The organism is Bradyrhizobium sp. ORS 375, from assembly GCF_000239775.1.
In the GTDB taxonomy this organism is placed as follows: Bacteria; Pseudomonadota; Alphaproteobacteria; order Rhizobiales; family Xanthobacteraceae; genus Bradyrhizobium.
In genome coordinates this window covers 1-6,556 of sequence record NZ_CAFI01000253.1, presented here as the reverse complement: position 1 = coordinate 6,556, position 6,556 = coordinate 1, and the positions used below count along the sequence as shown (strand labels likewise).

At 67.7% G+C, this 6,556-nt stretch carries 6 protein-coding genes; 2 read left to right on the top strand and 4 right to left on the bottom strand.

Annotated elements, in window-relative coordinates; translation table 11 throughout:
* Positions 1 to 376: 376 nt before the first annotated feature.
* Positions 377 to 1,129, top strand: a complete 753-nt coding sequence (locus BRAO375_RS19415) for a sulfate transporter family protein (protein ID WP_009029152.1) — start codon at positions 377 to 379, stop codon at positions 1,127 to 1,129.
* Here BRAO375_RS19415 and BRAO375_RS19410 read toward each other — a convergent pair.
* From BRAO375_RS19410 to nth, 4 genes are all read right to left on the bottom strand, one after another.
* A complete protein-coding gene (locus tag BRAO375_RS19410) occupies positions 1,067 to 2,686 on the bottom strand; it encodes a DHA2 family efflux MFS transporter permease subunit (protein ID WP_009029151.1) in 1,620 nt (539 codons plus the stop codon). The two genes, BRAO375_RS19415 and BRAO375_RS19410, sit on opposite strands and share 63 nt — an antisense overlap.
* Positions 2,683 to 3,204: an isoprenylcysteine carboxyl methyltransferase family protein gene (locus BRAO375_RS19405; RefSeq protein ID WP_035641260.1), complete on the bottom strand. Its 522-nt coding sequence runs from the start codon at positions 3,202 to 3,204 to the stop codon at positions 2,683 to 2,685. The genes BRAO375_RS19410 and BRAO375_RS19405 overlap by 4 nt, the downstream gene beginning before the upstream one ends.
* Positions 3,201 to 4,253 (bottom strand): type III polyketide synthase, encoded by a 1,053-nt coding sequence (locus BRAO375_RS19400; RefSeq protein ID WP_009029149.1) that lies wholly within the window; start codon positions 4,251 to 4,253, stop codon positions 3,201 to 3,203. The genes BRAO375_RS19405 and BRAO375_RS19400 overlap by 4 nt, the downstream gene beginning before the upstream one ends.
* Positions 4,254 to 5,081: 828 nt before the next feature.
* Positions 5,082 to 5,930: an endonuclease III gene (nth, locus tag BRAO375_RS19395; protein WP_009029148.1), complete on the bottom strand. Its 849-nt coding sequence runs from the start codon at positions 5,928 to 5,930 to the stop codon at positions 5,082 to 5,084.
* Between the two features lie 22 nt (positions 5,931 to 5,952).
* Here nth and BRAO375_RS19390 point away from each other — a divergent pair, with 22 nt between their 5' ends.
* Complete coding sequence (locus BRAO375_RS19390) at positions 5,953 to 6,486, top strand: DUF2244 domain-containing protein (RefSeq protein ID WP_009029147.1); 534 nt, start codon at positions 5,953 to 5,955, stop codon at positions 6,484 to 6,486.
* Positions 6,487 to 6,556 lie beyond the last annotated feature (70 nt).

The window sequence follows — 6,556 nt, the reverse complement described above, 5'->3', positions numbered from 1 at the left end:
AACCTGTTCTTCGCCTTCATCTACAACGCGGCGGGCATCCCGATTGCGGCGGGCATCCTCTATCCCGTGTTCGGCATCCTGCTGTCGCCGATCATCGCCGCCGCCGCGATGTCGCTGTCGTCGGTGAGCGTCGTCGGCAACGCACTGCGGCTGCGGGCGACGAGTTTGTGAGGCGACGCACGGTCTCTCCCCGCGTCATTGCGAGCGGAGCGAAGCAATCCAGAGTCCCGCGCGCCACCCTGGATTGCTTCGCTTCGCTCGCAATGACGAAGGAAGCAGTCTTGGCGCATTCGCGTACGGTGGGGAGGTCGGGCTTGCCGAACCCCTCGGCCATGTCTACCTCCAAACCCGTGTCTCGCAGAGAGGGTCCACCACCATGATCGACGCTGCCATCAAGGCGCTTTCGCAGATTCTGTCGCCGCCGATGCGCTCGATCCTGTGGCGCTCGATCGGGCTGGCGCTGGTGCTGGTCACGGTGCTGGCGATCGGGCTGCAGCGGCTGCTGACCTGGCTCGCGACCGCCGGCGAAGGCTGGGCCGAGGCGATGCTCGGGCCGAACTCGCACGGCACCCTGGAGGTGCTGACCTGGATCATCTCGATCGCGGCCGGCTTCGGCGTCGTGTTCGGCGGCATCATGCTGATGCCGGCGATCACCTCGCTGATCGCGAGCCTGTTTGTTGATGACGTCGCCGACCTCGTCGAGCGCGAGCATTATCCGGCCGAGCGGCCCGGCGTCGCGCTGCCGTTCGGCATCGCCATCGTCGAGGGCCTGAAGGCCGCCGGCCTTACCATCCTCGTCTACCTCGTCGCCCTGCCCTTCGTGTTCCTGGCCGGCGCCGGCTTCGTGATCTTCTTCCTCGCCACGGCCTGGCTGCTCGGCCGCGAATATTTCGAGCTCGCCGCGATGCGCTTCCGGCCGCCGGCAGAAGCCAAGGCGATGCGGCGCGACAATGCGGTGACGGTGTTCACCGCGGGGCTGATCATCGCGGCCTTCGTCACCATCCCGATCGTGAACCTGGCGACGCCGCTGTTCGGCATGGCCTTCATGGTCCATCTGCACAAGCGGCTATCCGGACCGCGACCCCAACTGATCGAGCCGTCGCCGGAGCGCCGGCTGCGCAGCCTCTAGCGCGCGCAGTTGCGGCGACAGGCTGGCCGGCTTGTTGCGCGCGAACGGGATCAGCAGGAAGCCGAGCAGCGCGATGCCGGCGAGCAGCGACCACGCCTCGTTGACGCACAGCGCCAACGAGGCCTTCTCCACCAGCGGCCGGACATAGGCGATCGCCTGCTCCTCGGAGATGTTGCGGGGCCGGTTGCGCAGCAGCTCCGGCGCGAGCCCGATCGCCTTGGCCGCGGCGCTGTCGCCGGCCATCAGCCGGTCGCGGAACGCCTGCGCGTGCAAGGTGACGCGGCCATAGATGATGGTGTCGATCAGCGCGATGCCGATGGCGCCGCCGAGATTGCGCATCAGGTTGAACAGGCCGCTGGCATCGGCGACCTCGGCCGGCGGCAGGTCGCCGAGCGCGATCCGCGTCGGCGGCAGCAGGCAGAACATGATGCCGACGCCGCGCACCACCTGCGGCCAGAACATCTCCTGATAGTCCGCTGTCGGCGGCTGAAACGCGCTGGCGGCCAGGCCGGCGCTGAACAGCACGAAGCCGAACGCGGTCAACAGCCGCGCATCGACCCTGCCGTCGAGTGCGGTGACCAACGGCGCGGCGACCAGCTGCGCGACGCCGGTCACCAGCATGATCTTGCCGATCTCGAACGCGTCGTGGCCGCGCACGAAGGCGAGGAACACCGGCATCAGATAGACCGAGCCGAACAGGCCGATGCCGAGACAGAAGCTCGACACGCAGCCGAGCGTGAAGGCGCGGCGCTGGAAGCTGCCGATGCGCAGGATCGGATCGGCTGACGCCAGCAGGCGCTGGACCAGCAGCGTCAGGCACGAGGCGCTGAGCACCAGCAGCGCGATGCAGTTCGACGACAGCCAGCCGCCCTTCGGCGCCTCCTTCAGGCCCAGCTCGAGGCTCGCCAGCGACACCGCGAGCAGCAGCAGCGCCAGCAGATCGAGCTTGTCGAGCTCATCGAGCTCCATGTCCTGCTTCGGCAACAAGGCCGGGGTCACGGTCGCTGCGAGGATGCCCGGCGCGATGTTGATCAGGAACAGCCAGGGCCACGACCAGGTGTTGGTGATGAAGCCGCCGACCACGGGACCGATGGTCGGCGCGAGCACCGCGACCACGCCGCCGATCGTCGTCGCCACCGCATGCAGCCGCGACGGAAACAGCAGAAACACCGCCGAGAACACCACGGGGATCAAGAGGCCGCCGAAGAAGCCCTGCAGCACACGGAACGCCAGCAGCATGTGGAAGCTGACGCTCAGCGCGCAGCCGAGCGACGCCAGCGTGAACACGCTGACGGCGCCGACGAACAGCCAGCGCAGGGTGAACACCCGCGTCAGCAGGCCGGTCAGCGGAATGGCGATGATCTCGGCGATCAGATACGCGGTCTGGATCCAGCTCATCGCGTCCGGCGTGATGCCGAGCGCCTCCTGGATCGCCGGCAGCGACGTCGCCACCACCTGGATGTCCAGGATCGCCATGAACATGCCGACGCACATCAGGACGAAGCCGAGCCATGTGGCGAGGCTGGGCTTATCCTCCGGCGCGGCCGCTTCGCTCATGCGGTCTGGCCGCCACCGATGCCCCCGCCCGCCACGCCGGACAGCGCCTCGGCTTCGGCGCGGATGCGGATGAACAGCACCGCGGCATTCAGCCCGGAGAAGATCAGCGCGAGCAGCGGCAGATGCAGCGCCAGCGGCAGCAGCGCGATCTCCGCGGTCACGACCAGGTAGTTCGGATGCGAGATGTAGCGATACGGCCCATCGGTGACGAGCGGCGCGCCGGGCAGGATGATGATGCGCGTGGTCCAGCGCGGGCCGAGCGTCGACAGCACCCACCAGCGCAGGCCCTGCAGAGCCACGAAGCCGGACAGCAGCCACGGATCGACCTCCTGGTCGACACCGAGCAGCCACAGCGACACTAGCCAGGCCGCGTGCATCGAGATCATCAGCGGATAATGATCCGCGCCGACCTCGACCGCGCCCATGGCGCGCAGCCGGCGGGTGTTGTGGCGGGCGAGCACCAGCTCGCCGAGCCGTTGCATGGTGACGAGCGCGAGGACGAAGGCGGCGAAGGTCATGCGGCGTGCCTCAATGATACGCAGCTTGCGGTGAACCCAGGTCCGAGCGCCGTCAGCACCGAGCGGGGCGGCAGGCCTTTCGCACGGGCGCGCTCCAGCACGAACAGCACTGTCGGAGCCGACATGTTGCCGTAGTCGGCGATGATCTCGCGCTCATGATCGAGCGTGCCCTGCCCGATCGACAGCGCGCGCTCCAGCGCCGTGATGACTTTTGCACCGCCGGGATGGCAGACGAAGCGGTCCACATCGCTGGCCGACAGTTTCATGTGGCCGAGGATCTCGTTGACCGCCGGACCCATGTTCTCGGTGACGAAATCCGGAATGGTACGCTGGAAGATCACGCCGAAGCCTTCGGGATCGACGCTCCAGCCCATGATATCCAGCGTATCCGGCCACAGCTTCTCGCCGGTCGCCTCGACGCGCGTCGCGCCGCCGTCGCCAGCGCGCAGGATCGCGGCCGCGGCGCCGTCGCCGAACAGGCTGAGCGCGACGATGTTCGCCTTGCTCAGCTCGTCATGCCGCACGGCGAGCGTGCACAATTCGAAGGTCACGAACAGCACGTTGGTGCCCGGCCGCGCCTGCGCCAGCCGTGCTGCGATCGACAGGCCCGACACGCCGCCGGCGCAGCCGAGCCCAAACACGGGGACGCGCGAGACATCGGAGCGAAACCCCATGCGGCCGGCGACGCGCGCTTCAAGCGTCGGCGTCGCGATGCCGGTCGAGCTCACGGAAACGATGGTGTCGATCTCATCCGCTCTGAGATCGGCCTGCGCCAGCGCCTTGTTCGTCGCTTCGACAAACAGCGCCTCCGCGCCGTCGAGGTACGCCTCGGTGCGCTCCGGCCAGCCGCGCCGCTCCATGTACCATTCGATCGGCTTGACGCCGTAGCGGGCGCGGATGCCGGTGTTGGCGAACAGGCTGGCCATCGTGTCGAATTGCGGAAAGCGCGGCGACAGCACGACGCGCGCCGCCTCCATCACCTCGTTCTGGCGGAACCGATGCGGTGGCACGGCGGTCGCGAGCGACACGAGTGCGGCGGTATGGTCCATGCAACTGATCCTTCCCCGTCCCGGCGCAGAAAGTCCGAGAACGCGGAAATCGTCACGCGCCACTCACATCGCCCGGATTACGCGTTTCATCTTATGACCAATGCGGGCGGCGATGTGGCCCGGCGATGGTGAGACGGCGTCGCCGCGTGACGCTAAAGTGACTGTCAAACGCGATTTGGAGATGCAACCTGAAAGGGAGCTTCACGTAGGCCCCACTGTCATCGTCCGCCACCCGGTTCGGCCTTCGGCCGGCCGGATGACAGGCTCCGGCGGACGATCCAGTACGCCGTGACATCACGGTTCAATCTCGTTCGCCGCGGCGTACTGGATGCCCCGCCTGCGCGGGCATGGCGGCGGTGGAGAAGGACAGACCCGGGGCAGAGCATGACGGCGGTGGAGACGGCGAGAGCTGGACCGCGGCCTCGATCTCACCCTCCCCTGGAGGGGGAGGGTCGATCGCACGCGAAGCGGGCGAGCGGGGTGGGGTGAAGCCGCAGACACCGGGTCGTACGGAGAGATCACCCCACCCCGGCTCACATTACGCTGCGCTCCATGTGAGCCGACCCTCCCCCTCCAGGGCAGGGCAATCGCATGTGGCGATCGCCGTTTTGTGCTCGTCTCTCTCCACGTCGTCATGGCCGGGCTAGTCCCGGCCATCCACGTCGGTCGGCATGCTGAGAACGACGTGGATGCCCGGGACAAGCCCGGGCATGACGGAGCAACTAACTTGCAGGATCGTTCGTCGCGACAGCCCGGAATTTCCACATGCAATCGCCTCCCCCTCCAGGGGAGGGTGGCAGCGGGGCCGGCCTAACAGCTGGCGTCGCCTCAGGCCGTCTTCTCCGGCCAGCGGCAGAGGTCCTTGATCAGGCACAGCTCGCAGCGCGGCTTGCGGGCGAGGCAGGTGTAGCGGCCGTGCAGGATTAGCCAGTGATGGGCATGCAGCATGAACTCCGCCGGGATCACCTTCTCCAGCCCGAGCTCGACCTCCAGCGGGGTCTTGCCGGGCGCCAGCCCGGTGCGGTTGCCGACGCGGAACACGTGGGTGTCGACCGCCATCGTGTGCTCGCCGAACGCCATGTTGAGCACGACATTCGCGGTCTTGCGCCCGGCGCCCGGCAGCGACTCCAGCTCCGCGCGGGTGCGCGGCACCTCGCCACCGAATTCGGCGATGAGCTTCTGCGACAGCGCGATCACGTTCTTGGCCTTGGTGCGGTACAGACCGACGGTCTTGATGTAGTCGCGCACCGTGTCCTCGCCGAGCGCGAGCATCTTCTGCGGCGTATCGGCGACGGCGAACAGCGGCCGCGTCGCCTTGTTGACCCCTGCGTCGGTCGCCTGCGCCGACAGCACCACGGCCACCAGCAAGGTGTAGGGATTGAGATGCTCGAGCTCGCCCTTCGGCTCCGGATTGGCCTGCGCGAACCGGCTGAACGCCTCGCGGATCTCGGCGGGCGTCCAGGGCTTCGTGGCCTTCAACCCTTTCTTGACCGGCTTGACCGAGCCTGCCTTCGACTTTGCAGCAGGGAGCTTGGCCGCCGGGCTGATCTTGCCGGCCGTCTTCGCCGTTTTGGATGCGGATTTGGACGCTGCTCCCGGCGCGGCTTTGACCGCCTTTTTGGCGGGCGTGCGAACCGGGGCCGGCTTGGCGCGTTGGGGGCGGGTGATTTTGGCCATGATCCGGGTATACTGAGGCCCCATGACGCCAGGCAATGCTTTTGCGTATCAGGAGACCGGCAACGCCGCCGCTGATCCCGAGCTGTTCTCGGCCCGGCTGAGGCCGCATCGCTCGCTCGGCCGCACCGGCTTCCTGGTGCTGATGGCCGTGGTCTGCGCCATCAGCTTCATCGGCGGCATCGCCTCGGTGATGATGGGCGCCTGGCCGGTGCTCGGCTTCTTCGGCCTCGACGCGCTCGCGATCTACTGGGCCTTCCGCGTCAACTTCCGCCGCGCCAACGCCTATGAGGACGTGACGATCACGCTCACCGAGCTGCGCCTGCGCCGCGTCAGCCACAAGGGCCACGTCATGGAGTGGCGCTTCAACCCGCTCTGGGTCCGCCTCGACCAGGAAACCCACGAGGAGTTCGGCATCGAGCGGCTCTATCTGGTCGCCCGCGGCCAGCGCGTGGCGATCGCCAGCTTCCTCGGTCCGGAGGAAAAGGCGAGCTTTGCGAAGGCGTTGATGGCGGGGCTGCAGGCCGCGAAACGCGGCCCGGTGCTGAATCCGCTGTAACTAACTGGGGTCGACCCGCCACACCCACCGTCATTCCGGGGCAAGGCCGCAGGCCTTGAACCCGGAATCC

Excerpts from the sequence above, each read along its gene's own strand:
- BRAO375_RS19390 (WP_009029147.1), top strand. The coding sequence starts at position 5,953 with ATGACGCCAGGCAATGCTTTTGCGTATCAGGAGACCGGCAACGCCGCC.
- BRAO375_RS19415 (WP_009029152.1), top strand. The coding sequence starts at position 377 with ATGATCGACGCTGCCATCAAGGCGCTTTCGCAGATTCTGTCGCCGCCG.
- BRAO375_RS19400 (WP_009029149.1), bottom strand. The coding sequence starts at position 4,253 with ATGGACCATACCGCCGCACTCGTGTCGCTCGCGACCGCCGTGCCACCG.
- BRAO375_RS19410 (WP_009029151.1), bottom strand. The coding sequence starts at position 2,686 with ATGAGCGAAGCGGCCGCGCCGGAGGATAAGCCCAGCCTCGCCACATGG.
- nth (WP_009029148.1), bottom strand. The coding sequence starts at position 5,930 with ATGGCCAAAATCACCCGCCCCCAACGCGCCAAGCCGGCCCCGGTTCGC.
- BRAO375_RS19405 (WP_035641260.1), bottom strand. The coding sequence starts at position 3,204 with ATGACCTTCGCCGCCTTCGTCCTCGCGCTCGTCACCATGCAACGGCTC.